The organism is Thermincola sp. GK-1 (genome assembly GCF_059412445.1).
Window position 1 is genome coordinate 1 of the sequence record NZ_JBSQAT010000002.1, and the last position, 14,995, is coordinate 14,995.

Sequence of the window (14,995 nt, forward strand, 5' to 3'; positions counted from 1 at the left end):
TTTAAACCTGAGGAAATCATCACTACCCTGGAAATGAACATGAGATGCGGCGTAGGTAAATGCGGACGTTGCAACATTGGCGAGAAGTATATCTGCGTTGACGGACCGGTATTTAACGCGGCCCAGATTCAGAAGTTGCCACCTGAATATTAAAAAGAAAAACACGGGGCTGTTCTAACAGTAAATTTTAGAACAGCCCTATTTCTTAGTATTTAGAAACTTATGCTTTGAGGTAAAATGATTGTTTCACATTTCTACTCATATACGTCACCAAACGGAATATTGTTTAGTAAACATTTGAGCAGGGGTGACTATATGGGTGGTTTAGCCAAAACCAAGAAACGTCCGGAAAGAAAATATACTGCCAGATCATTTCGTCTTTATTTGGGATTTGCCTTTATTATCGGTGGTGTGGCCACTTTATTAATTAATTTTTTCTTGCAAAGATGGTAAGTGACCAGCGGCCTATTTAAAGGGAGTTTAATAAAATTGCCAAGCATAGGAAGGAGAATGTAGAAAAAAGGAGAAAATGTTGTAGACGAGTTTTTTTGGTGGGGGGCCTTTAACCATGCCATCAAAACGGGATGGTTTTAACATTAAGGATTTTTATTATTATACCATTGAATGTTCCAGTACTGGAATTGTAGCTATCAATAATGATGAAGACCTGGTCATATTTAATGAGGCCGCGGAGAATATATTTGGTGTTTCTGCGCGGGAGGTACTTTACCGGCCTTTTTCCGTTCTGCAGAATATGACTGGTAATACGGACAGTTTACTTCTCAGCACTCTGCACAGCGGGTCCGTTTATGAACATGTGGAGGCTGTGATTGAGTCCGCTTCCGGTCCTATTAACGTTATGGCTTACACTGATCTGGTGAAAAACTCCGAAGGTCAGGTCATTGGAGCTTGTTTGAGTTTACGGGACATTACACCGCAAAAGCAGTTGGAGGAACAGATGTATCAGACGGAAAAGTTTTCTGCTATCGGAGAGTTGGCTGCCGGTATAGCCCACGAAGTAAGAAACCCACTCACTTCTGTGCAGGGTTTTTTACAATTATTTGCCCAAAATACTGGCCCGGAAGATCCTAAAAAGGCATACCTGGAAATAATGCAAAAAGAGATCGACAGGGCTAACGCCATAGTCAAACAGTTTTTGCTACTGGCTAAACCTGTACTGCCAATAAAAAAGGGCACAGCTATGGACAAACTGATAGAAGAGGTAGTTTGCTTGTTACAGGTTGAAGCGGGCCGTTACGGGGTTGAGATACAAACGAATTATGCCAAGGGGCTACCCTTGGTCGCAATAGACCGGGAACAAATTAAGCAGGTTTTATTAAATATATGCAAAAACGGAATTTATGCCATGCCCAACGGGGGACTGCTCTCTATAGAGACAGAATATGAGGCTGTCCAGAACAAAGTACATGTTATTATTTCTGATACAGGGCAGGGAATTGACCCCTTCACACTGGAGAAAATCTTTGACCCCTTTTTTACAACCAGGGCTGACGGTACCGGATTGGGGTTGACCGTATCTTACAAGATAGTACAAAACCACGAAGGGAAAATTGAAGTACGGAGTGAGGTAGGTAAAGGTACAACCTTCAGGGTTATTCTGCCCCTTACATAGCTGTGAAATGAGTAGCAGTTGGTATACATATAAAGACAAAAACCTTAGTTTTGAAAAACTAAGGTTTTTAAGCGCTAGTGAAAAACGGGAGCAAGCATTTGGTGTTAATAAGAGCCATCAGCTTTTATCCCCTACTCCCCAAATGCCGCCCAAACTTCCTGCCAAAAGGGCTGTAATAAGTTTTTTGCCTACGGCCAGGCCCATAATTTCTGCTCCCAGAAACAGCCCAATTATCAGGGAAAGAACAAAAAACAGGACACCCACGCCTAAACCGTGGAACAAACCTTTAGTCCCGGCCTTTTTGGCTGCAAAGAAGCTGCCGGAAAAAACACTCAGGAAAAATATTAACAGGCCCGATGCAGGAATCCATTTGTCCGTTGCCGGGGAAAAATATAATATTGTACCGCTGACAACTATCAACAAAACAGCTACTATAAAAGCTAGAGCAGTACCTAAAAGAGTTGAGTTAAAATTGAAGGGCCTTGATACAGGTGGGGATGAAAATTTTGTCAACAAAGTGTCACCTCCTTGTGCTTTTTAAAAATTACTATTTAAAAATGACGGCAAATATGTCATAAAGAAGTGGAATAATTGTTAATTCTTTTAACTACAGAAAAGTGGTGATAACACTTGCCGAAAAATATCGTTGAGGTAGAAAATTTATCGAAAAGTTTTGGTCACGTGGAAGCGGTAAAAAACGTCTCCTTTCATGTGCCTGAGGGGATAACTTTCGGTTTTCTTGGTCCCAACGGCGCCGGGAAATCTACTACTATCAAGATCTTATGCACCCTATTGAAACCTACCCGGGGCAGGGTAATACTTAATGGCTGCGATGTTGTGGCAAATCCAAAGGCTGTCCGCAGGTCAATCGGTATTGTCTTTCAGGACCCCAGTCTCGATGAAAACCTTACGGCCACGGAAAACCTTTTTTTTCATGCCGTACTATTCGGCGTTCCCAGAAGTGTTATCCGGGAGCGGATTAAACAAGTTTTGGACCTGGTGGAGCTCTATGACAGAAAAGATAGCATAGTGAAGACCTTTTCCGGGGGCATGAAGCGGCGATTGGAGATTGCCAGGGGTCTGTTACACTATCCCAAGGTGCTGTTTTTGGATGAACCTACTATCGGCCTGGATCCGCAGACCAGGGCTCATATTTGGGATTATATCGGCCTGCTGCAAAAAAGAGAAAACATCACCATTTTTTTAACTACCCATTATATGGAAGAAGCCGAAAACTGCAGTCAAATTGCGGTGATTGATAACGGTGAAATTGTGGCCGAAGGCACTCCGGAAAAGCTGAAACGTGAATTTGGGTCAGAGTTTCTTGAAATAAAGGCAATAGATAACGAGGCCGCCTTTATATTATTGAAAGAGCAATTCGGAGACAAGGTAATTTTGGACCGGGATAGAATTATTTTAGGTATCAGTGAAGGGGAAAAGGCGTTATATAAAATTGGCGCGGTTTTACAGGGAAACATTATTTCTGTCCTGGTACATAAACCTACCCTGAACGATGTTTTCCTGAATCTCACGGGGCGAAATATCAGAGATGAAAATCTGACCTCCGGCAGGGAAATAATGATTCAGAAAAGAAGGGCCAGGAGGAGATAAATATGAGTGATGCCCTGAGGGCCATTTATGTTATCTGGCAGAGAGAGATAATAAAGTTTTGGCGTGAAAAGGCCCGCATTGTTACTTCGCTGGTCCAGCCCGCTGTATGGCTGTTTATTATGGGCAAGGGGATAGGGTCTACTTTTCGGGGGCCTATGAATGTGGACTATGTACAGTTCATGTTTCCCGGAGTCATAGCCATGACGGTATTATTTTCTGCCTCTTTTTCAGCAATATCAATCGTCTGGGACCGGGAGTTTGGGTTTTTGAAGGAAGTGCTGGTGGCTCCTGTGCCAAGGACTGCTGTGGTAATCGGTAAAGCCCTGGCCGGCAGTACTACAGCTACCTTGCAGGGGGTCATGGTACTTCTCTTTGCTCCCCTGATAGGGGTAAACTTACAGGCGCCAGTGATTATAAAAACAATTTTACTGCTGCTTTTCATTTCTTTCACCGTCACATCCGGTGGCATTGTCATTGCGGCTAAAATGCAATCCTTTCATAGTTTTCAATTGGTCATGAACTTTTTGATTATGCCAATGTTTTTCTTAAGCGGGGCCATGTTTCCAATCCACAACCTGCCATTGTGGATGAAATTGATGGCCCGCATTGACCCCATGGCTTACGGTGTGGATGCTCTTAAAGGGATGCTGATAGGGGCCAATGAGATGGGTATAGGCCAGGATATAGTTGTTTTGGCCGTTTTCTGCATGTTGGCAATATTCATAGCTGTATTTTTGTTTAATAAAGAAGGATAGGGTAAGATTGCCCGCGGGCAAAGAAAGGGGAAATAGGTCATGCCTAGGAAACCGCTTGTTTTTATTTTAATTATTGTCCTTTTTATCAGTATAGGCGCCCTTTATAAAGTGAGCGGTGCGGGAAAGACAGGGGACAAGGAGATTTTTGCTTCCGGCACAGTAGAAGCTTCCGAAATAGACCTGGCGGCCGAGGTGCCTGGCAAACTGAAGGAAATAAAAGTGGAAGAAGGCCAAAAAGTAAAAGTAGGCGATATTTTGGCCAAATTAGATACTTCTGTTTATGATTTGCAGGTTAAGCAAAACGAAGCCCTTGTTGCGGCCGCTAAAGCTAAGGCGCGGGAGACAAAAAGCGGCAGCAGGGATGAACTTATTAAACAGGCGGAGGCCAATGTGCAGCAGGTGGCGGCCCTTGTGAACGGAGCTAAAACTATGGTTCGGAATGCCGAGGCAAATTACCAGAGAATCAAGGCCCTGTATAAAGCCGGGGCGGCCACTGAGCAGCAGCTTGATAACGCTGAAGCGCAACTGCAGAATGTAAAAGCTCAGCTTGAGGCTTATGTTTCGCAAATGAATGCCGCCAGGCAGCAGTTATCCTTGCTGCGCAACGGCGCTACGGCGGAAACAATTAACATGGCCGATGCAGGGGTGGCTCAGGCCCAGGCTGCGTTGGAAATGGCCAAGGTGCAGCAGTTGAAGACAATTATTACGTCTCCGGTGGACGGGGTGGTAAGCAGCGTGAATTTCAAAGAAGGGGAATTTGCCGCTGTTGGGGCTAGCGTGGTTACATTGCTTCAACCGGAGAATTTATGGGTGCAGGTTTATATTCCTGAAAAGGATATACCAAAAATTAAATTAGGCCAGAAAGCGCTGATTTCCATAGATGCCTATCCTGGTCAGAGTTTTGCTGGGGAAGTCTCCTATATCTCACCGGAGGCCGAGTTCACGCCCAAAAATCTGCAGACTAAGGAGGAACGGGTCAAGACAGTCTTTGCCGTAAAAATTCAAATTAAAGAAGGAATTGAGAAGTTTAAACCGGGCCTACCCGCAGATATAACAATAAAATTGTAGGCGTCAGCCATAACCGTAACGAAAAAGGCCCATGTTTGGATTGGGGTTGGTAAGATGGAGAAGGCAATTGAAGTCATTAACCTGACCAAAAAATTCGGCTCTTTAACGGCAGTAAATAATATTTCTTTTCAGGTCCAGCGGGGACAGATTTTTGGTTTTCTGGGCGCCAACGGCTCCGGTAAATCAACCACTATCCGCATGTTGTGCGGCATTCTTACCCCTTCGTCAGGGGAGGGCCGGGTATTGGGGTTTGATATTGTGCGGGAAGCGGAACAGATTAAACAGAATATCGGCTATATGTCCCAAAAGTTCAGTCTTTACGAAGACCTGACCGTAGAAGAAAACATCGCATTTTATGCCGGGATATACGGACTTTCCGGGGCAACGGCAGAAAAAAGGAAAAAGGAAATTATCGAATTAGCCAACTTGCACGGTCGGGAAAAACATTTAGCCGGTAATTTGTCAGGGGGATGGAAGCAGAGACTGGCCCTTGGATGCGCCCTGCTGCATAACCCGTCTCTTTTGTTTCTTGATGAGCCTACAGCCGGTGTGGACCCCGTTTCTCGGCGGATTTTCTGGGAAATTATCAAGGACCTGGCCGGTAAAGGAATGACCATTCTTGTAACTACCCATTATATGGATGAAGCGGAGTTATGCGATACTGTTGGATTAATCCATTTTGGCAATCTGGTAGCATTTGGCACGCCTGAAGAACTAAAACAGAAATTTGGACAAGAAAGCCTGGAAGGTGTGTTTATCTCGTTTGTGGGTAAAGAAGAATTGGAAGCCGTACAGAAAAGGTTCCGGCGGGAAGGATGATAATTTTATGAACTGGCAAAGGCTGCGTTCTATCATAGTGAAAGAAATAATCCAGATAAAAAGGGACAGGGCCAGTTTAGCCATTATTTTTGTTATGCCGGTAATGATGCTTTTGTTGTTTGGCTATGCTGTTACGACAGACGTAGAGAATATATCTATAGTAGTATTTGACCAGGCCAAAACAGCGGAAAGCCGGCAGTTAGTGGATGCCTTTACCAATTCGGGATATTTTATTATCCAGGAGTTTGTTGAATATTACAGGGATGTGGAGAGCAAGATCGACAGCGGTACGGCCAAGGCGGGCCTGATTATTCCGCCCGATTATACCAAACGGTTGAAGCGGAAGGACAGCGCTCAGGTGCAGTTGCTGGTGGACGGGTCCGACCCCTTGGTGGCCAGGACGGCCCTGTCTGCGGCTCAGGTAATAGCCCAGCATAAATCCTTTGTTTTGAAGCTGCAGGATATCAAAAAAACGGGGCTGCCCGTTGATGCCCGGCAGTCTATCGATTTGCGCTACAGAATATGGTATAACCCGGACATGGAAAGTGTAAAATTTAATATCCCGGGGTTGATCGGCTTGATTATGCAGAATATTACCGTTATGCTCACCGGATTTGCCCTGGTGAGGGAAAGGGAGCGGGGAACACTGGAGCAGTTGATTATTACCCCGGTAAAGCCCGTTGAACTTGTTGCCGGTAAGTTGGTTCCCTACGTGGTGATAGCCTTTATGGATGTTCTGCTGGCCCTCATGGTGGGAACCTTCTGGTTTGATGTTCCTGTAAGGGGAAATCTTTTCCTTCTTTTGTTTTTGTCGTTTGTATTTTTACTGGCGGCTTTAGGTTTCGGTATGTTCATCTCCACGGTAGCAAAAACCCAGTTGCAGGCCATGCAGATGAGTATTTTGCTGATGTTACCCAGTGTACTGCTGTCGGGGTTTATGTTTCCCAGGGATTCTATGCCGCCTTTTGTGCAGTTCCTGGGTGCCTTACTGCCGCTTACGTATTTCCTGGAAATTTTGCGAGGCATAATTTTAAAAGGTGTCGGTCTGGAGTACCTTTGGAAAAACGCTTCTATCCTTGCGGCTTTCAGTGTTTCCATCATTACCATGGCCGCCCTCCGCCTGAGCAAACGTCTGGATTGAGTAGCCGTAAGTTGTTTTGTAACAGCAATAGCCGCTGTATGGTGAATCAACGGTTGTTTACCTCCACAGCGGCATTTCGTAGTATTAGAGCAACGGTTGTTTCACCGGTACAGCGGTAATTTGTCGCCTTAATTTTCATGGCTAAAGTATTTTGCGCAAATGCCGATATATAGCATTGAGGTGTTGCATATGCTTTGGGTGCAAATTGTATCCGTCATTGCTCTTCTTATAGCCGCCGGGTTGATCATCATGGGCAGCGGCCTGTTTGTGGCCCTTTACAAGACGATGGCCAAATTGCTGAAAAAAACTTAAGTCTGTTAACTCTCTATTCTCCTCTTGTATCATGAGGGCATAGTATTCTCAGCGGGAACTAAAATCGTCCTCCTGTTTTCGCGGTATATGGAGAGCATATTATTCTGGAACGGGGACTAAAATCGTCCTCCGGCCCGCGAGCCACGTAGCGGGAGCGGCTGCCGGAGGAGATTTCGTCCGTGAGTGGAAGAATAATATGCTCTCCATTTTTTGTTGATTGTTGTTCTAACTACAGTTGTTGCCTAATATGCTTTAGGGAGGTGATTTTGGCCTATGAGAGAATCAAAGGAAAACTCCTTAAAGCAACAAGTGGAATTTTATAAAACGGCGGTGGCCAATGCCCCCAATGATACGGCGGCTTTGCTCCGGTTAGGGTATGCCCTGGCAAAATCCGGCATGTACAGGGAGGCGGAAGAAACCTACAAAAAAGCCCTGGCCGTGGAACCGGACCTCTACCTGGCGGAGTACGGGCTGGGTTACATATATTTAAAAGAGAAAAGATATGACGATGCCGTTCTTCGATTCCAAAGAGCAATCAATATTAATCCTGATTACGTACAGGCCTATTACCGGCTCGGTTATCTGTATTGGGAAATAAAGGACCTGGATAAATCCCAGGAACTTTTGAAAAAAGTTATTGCTTTGGAAAGTAACCACGCCAAGGCGCATTTTTACCTGGGCAAGGTACATAATACCTTAGGTCAGTGGGATAAGGCGAAAGAATACCTGGAGAAGGCGGTAGCTTATAATCCTGATTTTGATTTTGCCTGGTACCAACTGGGCCTGGCGTTTCAGGGTATGAACAAGACGGCAGAAGCCCTGGCTGTTTTCCAAAAAGCCCTCGAAATAAACCCCAAGCTGGAATACATCTATGACCAGATTGGCCGCATTCACTGGCGTACCAATAACATCACTGAAGCAATTAAAAATCACCGGAAGGCTGTACAGTGCTCGTCCAAAGCTGCCTACTTGTGGAAAAACCTGGGTATTTCCTATATAAAAAATAAACAATACTGGGAAGCTGTAGCCGCTTTGCACAAATCCATCCAACTGAACAAGCGGAACCCGGCAGCTTATTATTACCTGGGGTATGCTTATTTTTGCCTGCAGGAAAAAGAACTGGCTGCCAAAAACTTTGTGGCCGTGCTAAAGCGGTTACCCGGCCATAAAAAGGCACGGCAATATCTGGAACGAACGGGTTATGTGAAGGAAATAACCGAAAAGGGTGTTGGTCCGGGGCTGGAAGAAGGCCAGTCACTGGAAGAAAAAATTCTCTTGTTGAAAAAACGCTGGTCACAAAACACGCCCTAATTTGTATTATGTGAAAAATAAAAATATTTTGTTGAATTCAGACAGGAAAGGTAAAAGAAAACAGAAAATAGATAATTAACCTAAAATAATCGGCTATTGAATTGAAAACGGAAGGGAGGGGTTTTCTTGAAACAAATTCTTGTCGATGTAAAACGATGCCTTGGCTGTAAATCTTGTGAAATTGCCTGCGCTGTTGGACATTCGGTAACCCAAAACCTGTTTACCGCCATCGCGGAAGCGCATAAGCCGCGGCAACGGGTTTTTGTCGAACAGGGGAACGGCCTGAATTTTCCTGTGCAGTGCCGGCATTGCGAGGAACCTGCCTGTGTGCAGGCTTGCATGGCCGGAGCTTTGAAGAAAGATGCGGATACGGGCGTGGTCATGCACCATGCCGACAGGTGTGTGGGCTGCTGGATGTGTGTGATGACCTGTCCTTTCGGCGCCCTGGGCCAGGACAAGCAAGGCAAGGTGGCGGTCAAGTGCGACCGGTGTTCGGAAACAGGGGATCCGCAATGTGTAAAGGCTTGTCCTACTAAGGCCATTATGTATTTACCTGTTGATGACTTCAGTAAAAACAGGCGGGTAAGTTATTTGAGCAACATTTTCTATCAGGAGGAGGGGAGATAAATGAGTGTTAAAGATGTTTCTATCGATCCGGCAGTTCCGGAATTACTTGAAAAAGCGGAGAATGACGGATTAGAGACTGTTTGGCATAGATTTGCAAGTCAACAGCCCCAATGTGGCTTTGGTTTGCTGGGGATTTGCTGTAGAAATTGCGTGCAGGGACCATGCCGTATAGATCCCTTTGGCGAAGGACCGCAAAAGGGCATATGCGGCGCCAATGCCGACCTGATGGTGGCCCGCAACCTGTTGCGTTCCGCGACAGGTGGGGCAGCGGCCCATATTGACCACGCTTATGAGGCAGTAGAAGCTTTATACCAGGCTGCCGTGGGGAAGGCGCCCTATGAAATAAAAGATGAGGCAAAATTAAAAGCTGTTGCCGGTAAATTAGGTATTTCTGTGGATGGAAAAGACAAAAATACCCTGGCCAGAGAAGTTGCGGAGGCAGCCTTTGCTGATTTTGCCAACCATGGCGCTGCGCCCATGAAATGGCTAACTGCCACTGCTCCCGCCGAGCGGGTGGAAACATGGGGTAAGCTGGGTTTATTACCCAAAAATCCTGACCGGGAGATCCGCACGGCCATGCACCAAACCAGCATGGGTGTGGATTCTGACCCTGTCAACCTGATACTGGCTACGGTTAAAATGGGTTTGGTTGACGGCTACGGCGGACTGCACCTGGCTACTGATATTCAGGACATCCTCTTTGGGACACCCAGCCCTGTGGTATCGGATGCAAATTTAGGTGTGCTTGATGCAGATTATGTTAACATTATTATTCACGGTCATGTTCCCCTCTTGTCGGAAAAAGTGGTGGAGTGGGCCCGGAAGCTGGAAAACGAGGCCATAGCTGCCGGAGCAAGGGGGATTAAGCTGGCGGGAATCTGCTGTACGGGCAATGAGGTTTTGATGCGGCAGGGGGTACCCCTGGCCACCAACTTCCTGGCCCAGGAACTGGCCGTAACAACGGGAGCGGTTGATGCCATGGTGGTGGATGTACAGTGCATCATGCCGTCCCTGGCTGACATAACGGCTTGCTATCATACCAAACTGATTACGACCATGCCCATAGCCAAAGTACCCGGTGCCGAGCATGTGCCCTTTGATATAGAAAAAGTTGATGAAACAGCCCGGCAAATAGTGCGCATAGCTATTGAAGCTTATAAAAACAGAGACCCGGAGAAGGTCAGGATTCCAGGTCATAGGTCCAAAGTAGTGGCCGGGTTTAGCGTAGAGGCTGTGGTAGGCGCCCTGGCCAAACTGAACGCTGACAATCCTTTAAAGCCGCTGGTTGATAATATTGCTAACGGTAATATTCTGGGAGCCTGCGGCGTAGTGGGATGCAACAACGCCAAGGTGGTGCAGGATTCCTTCCATGTAGCCCTGGTGAAGGAGTTATTGAAAAACAACGTGCTGGTTGTTGCCACCGGTTGTGCCGCCCATGCCCTTGGGAAGGCAGGTTTCCTGACGCCGGAGGCCACTTTGCAGTACGCCGGTGACAGCCTTAAGGCTGTACTGACTGCGGTGGGTGAGGCAGCCGGGTTAAAGGCGCCGTTGCCGCCGGTGTTGCATATGGGCAGTTGTGTGGATAATTCCCGTATCGGCGACTTGCTCAAAGCATTAGCTGCTTACCTGAATGTAGCCGTCAAAGACCTGCCGGTAGCAGCATCGGCCCCCGAATACCAGCATGAAAAGGCTATTGCTATCGGCACCTGGGCAGTGGCACTGGGAGTATTTACCCACCTGGGTGTTGTTCCGCCTGTACTGGGCAGCCAGGTGGTGGCCGGCGCGCTCACGGGAGAAACGGCCGAAAACCTGCTGGGTGGAAAATTCTATGTGGAGACTGACCCCATAGCTGCGGCCCAGGGAATCATCGCGCACATTAAAGATAAACGCGCCAAGCTCGGGATATAAGATGGGGGGATTCCCATGCGACACGTTATCATTGGCTTTAGTGCCGCCGGATTGGCTGCCGTACGGGCTATCCGTGCAGCAGACGACAGGGCGGAAATCACCGTCATAACGGAGGAACCCCATAGCGTTTATTCCCGGTGCCTGTTGACTTATTATCTGTCCGGCCGGGTGAGGGAAGACCAGATGTTTTTATTGACCGAGGCTGAGGTTAAGGCTTTAAACATTACTTTGAAAACCGGTGTCAGGGCGGTACAGGTGCGGCCTTCTGTAAAGGAGGTGCTCCTGTCCAACGGGGAGACGGTTAAGTTCGATAAACTGTTGCTTGCCACAGGAGCATCAGCCATAGTCCCCAGGGCGACCTTTGAGGGAACAGGACAGATTTATACCCTGCGGACCCTGGACGATGCCAAAACCTTAGAACAGAACCTGCCAATAATAAAAAAGGCGGTAGTTTTAGGTGATGGGTTGGTGGCGGTAACTACTGCTCAGGCATTGGGCCAACGAGGCATCGATGTATCTTTGGTGGGCCTGGCTCCGCATTTACTGGCGGGTTTTTTGGATCAGAAGGCCGGTAAGTTAATTGAAGAATGCCTTGCCCGGAAGGTCGGTATTAAATTTTACTCTGGAAAAACCATCAATAAAGTGGCCAAGGATGCGGCCGACAACATAAATGAAGTGGAGTTATCCGACGGTAGCCGCCTGCAGGCAGATGCTGTCATCCTGGCTGTCGGAGTTCGACCGAATATTGAACCGGTAATGAACACTCCTATTAAATGTGACCGGGGAATACCGGTTAACGATTACATGGAGACCAATATACCCGACATATATGCCGCCGGAGATGTGGCCCAAAAGCGGAAGATACTCGCCGGTGCAGCCGAATTGGTTCCTTTATGGCCTGCTGCTGTTGAGGAAGGAAAAACCGCCGGTATGAATATGGCCGGGAGGCGGAAAAAATATACCGGCGCCTTGACTATGAATTCCGTAAATGTGGGCGGCCTGTCCATTATTGCTGCGGGCTTAAGCAATGGGGCCGGTCAGGAGTTGGAAATATACGAGTACTTAAATGCAGCAAAACCGGAATACCGGAGAATTGTTTTCCGTGACGACAAGCTGGTTGGTTTCATACTGCTGGGAAGCACAGAAAAAGCGGGAATTTTGTCTGCCCTGGTTAAAGAACAGGTTGACGTATCGACATATAAAGATGAAATTTGTATGGGCCGAATTAATTATCCAAAATTGTCAGCGTCCAAATTTGCAGGCGCCTTATAGCCAGGAACGGTTTTGCCCCCGAAAAGCTACACTTTTCGGGGGTTTTTGCTATCGTTTCAGGCAAGAATTTGACGTACGAAAGTTGGAAAAATCAGCAGGGAATCTTGCTAAAACAATAGAAATTCTCCCCAACAATTATGGAAGGGAGAGATAAATCTGTGCTGGAAAGTAAGGTTTCCAAGGAAGAGTTCAAGCCTGATCCGGTGGGCGTGCTGCAAAAGTCAGCCCTGCTGGCCAGGAGTATTTTCAGTAAACCGGCTTATCTTACTATGGCAGGGTTTGTATATGAGGCCCTGGGCGAAATAGACAAGGCGCACGAAAATTACCTGTCAGCTTTGAGTATGGCTCCTTCATGGTCAATTGTCCACTACCGGCTGGGACATGTCCACCTGAAAAAAGGCCAACTGCGGGAAGCAGCCAGATATTTTCAAAGGGCGGCCGAAATCAGAAATGATAAACCCAAATATTTCATGTGGCTGGGAGAGGTATACTCCAACCTGGGTTCATCGGATAAAACCATAAGTTCCTATAACCGGGCCTTGGTGCTTCAACCGAAATCTGTCAAGACCTTGTTGGCCAAAGGCAACTGCTATTACCTTGAACGGCGGGTGAAGGAGGCGCTGAGTTGTTACAATACAGCTCTTATTTATGACCCGAAAAACAAAGAAGCTCTGCATGCCAAAGGATTGTGCCTGATTGAACTGGGAGAGTACGGGGAAGCCCTGGAATGTTTCCTGCGGCTGGAACAGCTCAAGGATAACGGACCTGTTCTGAAGGCTAATATAGGATTTTGTTTAAGCAAGGTGGGTTACCACAAAAAAGCGGTGGAATATTATGAAGAAGCCGAAAAGGCGGAGTATTGCACTGTGGACCTGCTGAATAACAAAGGTTATTCCCTGGTGGAACTGGGTTGGTATGAAATGGCTCTGGTTTGTTATGACCGGGCGTTGGAAATGGCGCCAAAGGATGTGGACCTGCTGAGCAACAAGGGAACGTGCCTTGGCAAAGCCGGGCGGCATGAAGAAGCGCTGGCATGCTTTGATGAAGCCTTGGAGATTGCACCTGAAGACGTTACCCTTATTAATAATAAGGCCTTGTGCCTTGATGCCATGGGCAGGCATGAGGAAGCCCTCGGATTTTATGAGCAGGCACTGGAAATTGACCCACGGAACGATATACTGTTATTAAATAAGGGAGAATGCCTGGCGAAAATGAATAAATATGATGAAGCGCTGGCCTGTTTTGACCGGGTTATAGAATTTAACCCCAGGCATACGGGGGCGTGGACCAGTAAAGGGGCGCTCATGGAAGAACTGGGCCGGGTAAAGGAAGCCGTTGACTGTTATAATAGCGCTTTCGGCCTCACGGGGAAGGCGTCGTAAAAGGCGGAAAAAGGCTCGGGGATTTAAAAGCCCTCGGGCCTATAAATTTGTGTTTTGTTGCGGCCAAGTTTTTTTGCCTGGTACAAGGCCTGGTCAACCACTTGGAGAAGGTCTTTGACAGTACGGGTCCCGGTTGAAAGAGTTGCCACACCTGCGCTAACAGTAATTTTGGCAGTGGCTTTTTTTTCTTCCACCTTTATATCGGTTTTTTCGATGGCTTTCCTGATTCGTTCCGCACAGAGATAAGCTTCATCGACGGCAGTATCCGGTAACAGTACAAAAAATTCTTCGCCGCCGTACCTGGCCACTATATCGCGGTCACGGATGTTTTCCTGGAAGATTTTGGCCGCTTTTTTCAGCGCGGCATCTCCTGCCGGGTGGCCATAGGTATCATTAAACTGTTTAAAATAATCAATGTCCAGCAGGATTAAGGAAAGAGGTTTGTTGTACTTTTGCGCCCACTGGATTTCTTCGCGCAAACGGCCAACAAAATAGCGGTAATTATATAATTCAGTCAAAGGGTCTTTGATGGCCATTTCTTCCACTTGTGCATTATAGGCAGATAACTGGCGGTATGCCGCCTGCAGTTCTTTGATGAGTTCCTCTTTTTCCTGCTGTTGTTCGTATTCCCGCTGCAAAATGAAAGAGGCCAGGATACCGAAAGCTATAAAGTAAATTAACTGGGTAGCCAGTTGTACTTTGTCAATGCCGGTACGGTAAAAAGCTGCGCCTGTCAAGGAAACGGCCAGGTAAATAATGCTGATAACGAAAACAAGACCGAAATATTTCTTTACTCCGTAACGGATTCCCAATACCAGGATCAGAAAATAGTATAACTGGTGGAGGTCAGTCTGGTGTTGGCCCCGTAAAAAAAGCATGGTCGATACAAAAAGGGTATCTAAAACGGACAGAAGGTGCGACCAGTTTCGGCTAATGGGCTGCGACAGCATGTAAAAATGAACATAAAAATTAACCAGAGCAGTGCCAATTACCACGCCCCATAAAACCAAGCCTGTATTTAAACCTGAAAGGTAAAAAAGAAGCGGACTTCCCAATACGACAAGCCATCGCATTCTGGTAATGAAAAGTTCGGACCTGTTCTCCGGCAACGGTTTCATATGTAGTCAGGGCCTCCAAAAGTAATGGTTGCAAAAAG

General features: G+C 46.8%; 16 protein-coding genes. 14 read left to right on the forward strand and 2 right to left on the reverse strand.

What is annotated here, in order from left to right; translation table 11 throughout:
* From ACSNJE_RS01700 to ACSNJE_RS01710, 3 genes are all read left to right on the forward strand, one after another.
* Positions 1-153: iron-sulfur cluster-binding protein (locus ACSNJE_RS01700; RefSeq protein WP_495251976.1), on the forward strand; the 153-nt coding region annotated here is incomplete at its 5' end.
* A 162-nt stretch (positions 154-315) separates the two neighbouring features.
* Positions 316-453 carry a hypothetical protein gene (locus ACSNJE_RS01705; protein ID WP_160315529.1) on the forward strand — a complete coding sequence of 46 codons (138 nt, stop codon included), beginning with the start codon at positions 316-318 and terminating at the stop codon, positions 451-453.
* 115 nt (positions 454-568) lie between these two features.
* A complete protein-coding gene (locus ACSNJE_RS01710; RefSeq protein ID WP_495251849.1) occupies positions 569-1,633 on the forward strand; it encodes a two-component system sensor histidine kinase NtrB in 1,065 nt (354 codons plus the stop codon).
* A gap of 117 nt (positions 1,634-1,750) precedes the next feature.
* Here ACSNJE_RS01710 and ACSNJE_RS01715 read toward each other — a convergent pair whose 3' ends face one another.
* Positions 1,751-2,149, reverse strand: coding sequence for a TIGR04086 family membrane protein (locus ACSNJE_RS01715; protein ID WP_052217214.1), 399 nt, complete (start codon positions 2,147-2,149; stop codon positions 1,751-1,753).
* Between the two features lie 114 nt (positions 2,150-2,263).
* Here ACSNJE_RS01715 and ACSNJE_RS01720 point away from each other — a divergent pair, with 114 nt between their 5' ends.
* The 11 genes from ACSNJE_RS01720 to ACSNJE_RS01770 all read left to right on the forward strand — a co-directional run bounded on the left by ACSNJE_RS01720 (position 2,264) and on the right by ACSNJE_RS01770 (position 13,839).
* A complete protein-coding gene (locus ACSNJE_RS01720) occupies positions 2,264-3,244 on the forward strand; it encodes a daunorubicin resistance protein DrrA family ABC transporter ATP-binding protein (protein WP_013120804.1) in 981 nt (326 codons plus the stop codon).
* A gap of 2 nt (positions 3,245-3,246) precedes the next feature.
* Entirely contained in the window at positions 3,247-3,999 is a 753-nt protein-coding gene (locus ACSNJE_RS01725) for an ABC transporter permease (protein WP_495251850.1), read from the forward strand.
* Between the two features lie 39 nt (positions 4,000-4,038).
* Positions 4,039-5,067: an HlyD family secretion protein gene (locus ACSNJE_RS01730; RefSeq protein ID WP_495251851.1), complete on the forward strand. Its 1,029-nt coding sequence runs from the start codon at positions 4,039-4,041 to the stop codon at positions 5,065-5,067.
* Between the two features lie 54 nt (positions 5,068-5,121).
* Positions 5,122-5,886: an ABC transporter ATP-binding protein gene (locus ACSNJE_RS01735; RefSeq protein WP_474659353.1), complete on the forward strand. Its 765-nt coding sequence runs from the start codon at positions 5,122-5,124 to the stop codon at positions 5,884-5,886.
* A gap of 7 nt (positions 5,887-5,893) precedes the next feature.
* Positions 5,894-7,027, forward strand: a complete 1,134-nt coding sequence (locus ACSNJE_RS01740) for an ABC transporter permease (RefSeq protein ID WP_474773262.1) — start codon at positions 5,894-5,896, stop codon at positions 7,025-7,027.
* A 189-nt stretch (positions 7,028-7,216) separates the two neighbouring features.
* Positions 7,217-7,339, forward strand: coding sequence for a hypothetical protein (locus tag ACSNJE_RS01745; RefSeq protein WP_474773261.1), 123 nt, complete (start codon positions 7,217-7,219; stop codon positions 7,337-7,339).
* 273 nt (positions 7,340-7,612) lie between these two features.
* A complete protein-coding gene (locus ACSNJE_RS01750) occupies positions 7,613-8,650 on the forward strand; it encodes a tetratricopeptide repeat protein (RefSeq protein WP_474773260.1) in 1,038 nt (345 codons plus the stop codon).
* Between the two features lie 126 nt (positions 8,651-8,776).
* Positions 8,777-9,277 (forward strand): 4Fe-4S dicluster domain-containing protein, encoded by a 501-nt coding sequence (locus ACSNJE_RS01755; protein WP_495251852.1) that lies wholly within the window; start codon positions 8,777-8,779, stop codon positions 9,275-9,277.
* Complete coding sequence (gene cooS, locus ACSNJE_RS01760) at positions 9,278-11,185, forward strand: anaerobic carbon-monoxide dehydrogenase catalytic subunit (RefSeq protein WP_495251853.1); 1,908 nt, start codon at positions 9,278-9,280, stop codon at positions 11,183-11,185. It abuts the gene before it with no gap.
* Between the two features lie 15 nt (positions 11,186-11,200).
* On the forward strand, positions 11,201-12,457 hold the full coding sequence (locus ACSNJE_RS01765; RefSeq protein ID WP_495251854.1) for an NAD(P)/FAD-dependent oxidoreductase: 1,257 nt from the start codon (positions 11,201-11,203) through the stop codon (positions 12,455-12,457).
* Between the two features lie 158 nt (positions 12,458-12,615).
* A complete protein-coding gene (locus ACSNJE_RS01770) occupies positions 12,616-13,839 on the forward strand; it encodes a tetratricopeptide repeat protein (protein ID WP_013120794.1) in 1,224 nt (407 codons plus the stop codon).
* 23 nt (positions 13,840-13,862) lie between these two features.
* Here the strand turns inward: ACSNJE_RS01770 and ACSNJE_RS01775 are convergent, their stop codons facing one another.
* Positions 13,863-14,957, reverse strand: a complete 1,095-nt coding sequence (locus ACSNJE_RS01775) for a GGDEF domain-containing protein (RefSeq protein WP_495251855.1) — start codon at positions 14,955-14,957, stop codon at positions 13,863-13,865.
* Positions 14,958-14,995 lie beyond the last annotated feature (38 nt).

Bases quoted from the DNA above. Each gene is read 5' to 3' on its own strand.
- ACSNJE_RS01775 (WP_495251855.1), bottom strand. From the start codon at position 14,957: ATGAAACCGTTGCCGGAGAACAGGTCCGAACTTTTCATTACCAGAATG.
- ACSNJE_RS01765 (WP_495251854.1), top strand. From the start codon at position 11,201: ATGCGACACGTTATCATTGGCTTTAGTGCCGCCGGATTGGCTGCCGTA.
- ACSNJE_RS01740 (WP_474773262.1), top strand. From the start codon at position 5,894: ATGAACTGGCAAAGGCTGCGTTCTATCATAGTGAAAGAAATAATCCAG.
- ACSNJE_RS01735 (WP_474659353.1), top strand. From the start codon at position 5,122: ATGGAGAAGGCAATTGAAGTCATTAACCTGACCAAAAAATTCGGCTCT.
- ACSNJE_RS01725 (WP_495251850.1), top strand. From the start codon at position 3,247: ATGAGTGATGCCCTGAGGGCCATTTATGTTATCTGGCAGAGAGAGATA.
- cooS (WP_495251853.1), top strand. From the start codon at position 9,278: ATGAGTGTTAAAGATGTTTCTATCGATCCGGCAGTTCCGGAATTACTT.
- ACSNJE_RS01750 (WP_474773260.1), top strand. From the start codon at position 7,613: ATGAGAGAATCAAAGGAAAACTCCTTAAAGCAACAAGTGGAATTTTAT.
- ACSNJE_RS01705 (WP_160315529.1), top strand. From the start codon at position 316: ATGGGTGGTTTAGCCAAAACCAAGAAACGTCCGGAAAGAAAATATACT.
- ACSNJE_RS01710 (WP_495251849.1), top strand. From the start codon at position 569: ATGCCATCAAAACGGGATGGTTTTAACATTAAGGATTTTTATTATTAT.
- ACSNJE_RS01745 (WP_474773261.1), top strand. From the start codon at position 7,217: ATGCTTTGGGTGCAAATTGTATCCGTCATTGCTCTTCTTATAGCCGCC.
- ACSNJE_RS01730 (WP_495251851.1), top strand. From the start codon at position 4,039: ATGCCTAGGAAACCGCTTGTTTTTATTTTAATTATTGTCCTTTTTATC.